Here is a 2,605-nt window from a genome sequence, read left to right as displayed (position 1 = left end):
TGATTGCCGCCCCTGGCCCTGGCCGACGTGACCACCACCGGCCCCGTCGAGGGCAGCACCGCCGTGCTGTACCGCCTGGCCTACGACGACGCGCGCCGCCTGCGCCCCTACAACCAGGCGCGCTGGAGCCAGCCGCCCGCGCAGCTGGTGCAAAAGGCCGTGCGCGATCAGCTGGGCCTGCGCCGCGCCGTGCTGACAGGCGACGAAGGCGCCGCGCAGATCCTGGAGGGCGGCGCCCTGCCGGCCATTCTGCGCCTGGAGATCGAGGAGTTCAGCCACGTATTCAGCGCCCCGGCCACCAGCGTGGGACTGGTGCGGCTGCGCGTATCCATCGCCGAGTCCACGCCGGCCGGCGAGAAGCTGCTGGCCCAGCGCGTGTTCCTGGTCCAGCGCCCCGCCGCCACGGCCGATGCGCCCGGCGGCACCCGCGCCCTGGCCGACGCCACGGCACAGGCCGCGCAGGACATCGCGCAGTGGCTGGAGCAGATGGGGCGCTGACCCGTCTCGTTTCGGCCCGCTACCGGCGCCGCGCCCGCGGCGCCCGCCCGGTCAGAAGCTGTGTCGCAGCGTCAGCGTCACATTGCGCGGCGCGCCCGGCAGGTTCAGGTTGGGGCTGCTGCCGTGGGCCGAGACGATGTAGTTGCGATCGAACAGGTTGCGCAGGTTCAGCTGCACCGTGGTCGCCTTGCCGATGCGGTACTGCGCCATCGCGTCCACCACCACGTACGACGGCAGGGTCACCGTGTTGCCCGGGTTGGCGAAGCGGTCGCCCACGTAGTTGATGCCGCCGCCCACGCTCCAGTCGTCGCCCAGGCGCTGCGTGAGCCACGCCGAGAACGCGTTGCGCGGCGTGATCGTGGCGCGTTTGCCCTGCACCGCCTGGCCGGCGTCGGTGGCCGTGGAGCGGGTGATGCGCGTGTCCAGCAGCGCGTAGCTCAGCGTGGCCTGCAGGCCCGCCGCCAGCTCGCCCGCCAGCGACAGCTCCAGCCCGCGCGTGCGCTGCGTGCCGATGGGGATCAGCCGGGTGGGCTGTGCCGGGTCGGTGGTCTTGATGTCGGTGCGCTCGAGCTGGAACAGGGAGGCCGTGGCCGTGGCGCGGCCGTCCAGCAGGTCGAGCTTGGCACCCACTTCGTAGTTGGTCGTCTGCTCGGGCTGGATGGCCGTGTTGGTGGCCGACAGCGCGAACATCTCGGCCGAGGGCTGGTAGGAACGGCTCACCGACACGTAGTACGACTGTGCCGCCGTGGGCTGCCACACCAGGCCCGCGCGCGGGCTCCAGGTGGTGTCCGTGCGCTCGAAGTCGCTCTGGCCCGCCAGGCGGGTGTCGGTCTCCTGGCCGAAACGGTCGTAGCGCAGGCCGGCCAGCACCTTCCACTCGGGCGACAGCGTGATCTGGTCCTGCACGTAGAACGCGCGTGTCAGGTAGCGGTTCAGCGCGCTGGCCGACACGGCCCCGCCGCCGTTGAGCGGCGCCACCGGCAGCACTGGGTTCCACAGGTTCACGTTGCCCAGCGTGCCGCCGGTGAACGAGACCGCATCCTTGTTCTGCTGGCCCAGCTCCAGGCCGTAAAGCACCTCGTGCGCGACGCTACCGGTGCGCAGGTTCTGGATCAGCTCGGTCTGGTTGAACACGCCGCGCTCGCGCCGGTCCACGCCCGAGCGCGTGAGCGCCACGATGCCCGCGGCCTCGTTCGTGGTGCCCGCGGGCAGGGTGTTCTGGCGGTCCAGGTCGTAGTGGTAGTAGCGCAGGGCGTTGCGCACGCGCAGCGTGTCGGAAAAGCGGTGGCTGAACGTGGCGGTGAACGAGTTGACCGTGGATTCGGACGTGTCCGCGTCGCGCGCATTGGCCGAGCCGAAGTAGGTGCCCGCGGGCACGTTGACCGGGCGGCCCTGGTAGGCCGGGATGCCGAAGTCGGTCACGCGCTTGTCGTGCAGGTAGTCGGCCTGCAGCATGAGCGAAGTGGCGCCGTCGGGCTTCCACAGCACCGAAGGGGCGATGGCCTGGCGCTCCAGGAACTGCTGGCTGCGGTAGCTGTTGGCGTCCTCGGCCGCGCCGGTGACGCGCCAGGACCAGTCGCTGCCCGCGGGCGCGCGGCCCACGTCGAACTCGGCGCGCTTGTCGGCCCAGCTGCCCACGCTCAGGGCGATGTCGGACACGTCCGTGCCGGGCTTTTTCGTCACGCGGTTGACCAGGCCGCCGGACGAGCCGCGCCCGTACAGCACGGCGGCGGGGCCCTTCACCACCTCCACCCGCTCGATGTTGGACAGGTCGCGGAAATACAGCGCGTCGTCGCGAAAACCGTCCACGAACTGGTCGCCGATGCTGGTGAAGCCGCGGATGCTGACCTGGTCGCGCTGGCCGTCGCCATGCGACAGGCCCACGCCCGCCACGTTGCGCAGGGTGTCCTGCATCGAGGTCGCGCCCTGGTCGCGGATCACCTGCTGCGGCACCACGTCGATGGTCTGCGGCACGTCGCGCAGCGGGGCCTCGGTCTTGGTGCCGCTGGCGCTCGAAGCGGCGTTGTAGGCCGTGTCCTCGCCACGCGCCGCCTGCACGCGCACCTCGCTCATCGTGGTGCCAGCCGCCGCACCCGCGGCCCCCGGG

At 71.6% G+C, this 2,605-nt stretch carries 2 protein-coding genes; one reads left to right on the top strand and one right to left on the bottom strand.

All coding sequences use genetic code 11. The features are described from left to right. Positions 1-27 precede the first annotated feature (27 nt). Positions 28-498, top strand: a complete 471-nt coding sequence (locus AC27IO_RS22770; RefSeq protein ID WP_498740920.1) for an ABC-type transport auxiliary lipoprotein family protein — start codon at positions 28-30, stop codon at positions 496-498. 51 nt (positions 499-549) lie between these two features. Here AC27IO_RS22770 and AC27IO_RS22765 read toward each other — a convergent pair. Continuing rightward, the coding region (locus AC27IO_RS22765) for a TonB-dependent receptor (RefSeq protein ID WP_498740918.1) at positions 550-2,605 on the bottom strand (2,056 nt) is incomplete at its 5' end.

It is taken from the genome of Acidovorax sp. KNOB132 (assembly GCF_057541515.1).
The sequence above is the reverse complement of the archived record's forward strand: the minus strand, read 5'-3'. Positions and strand labels throughout refer to the sequence as shown.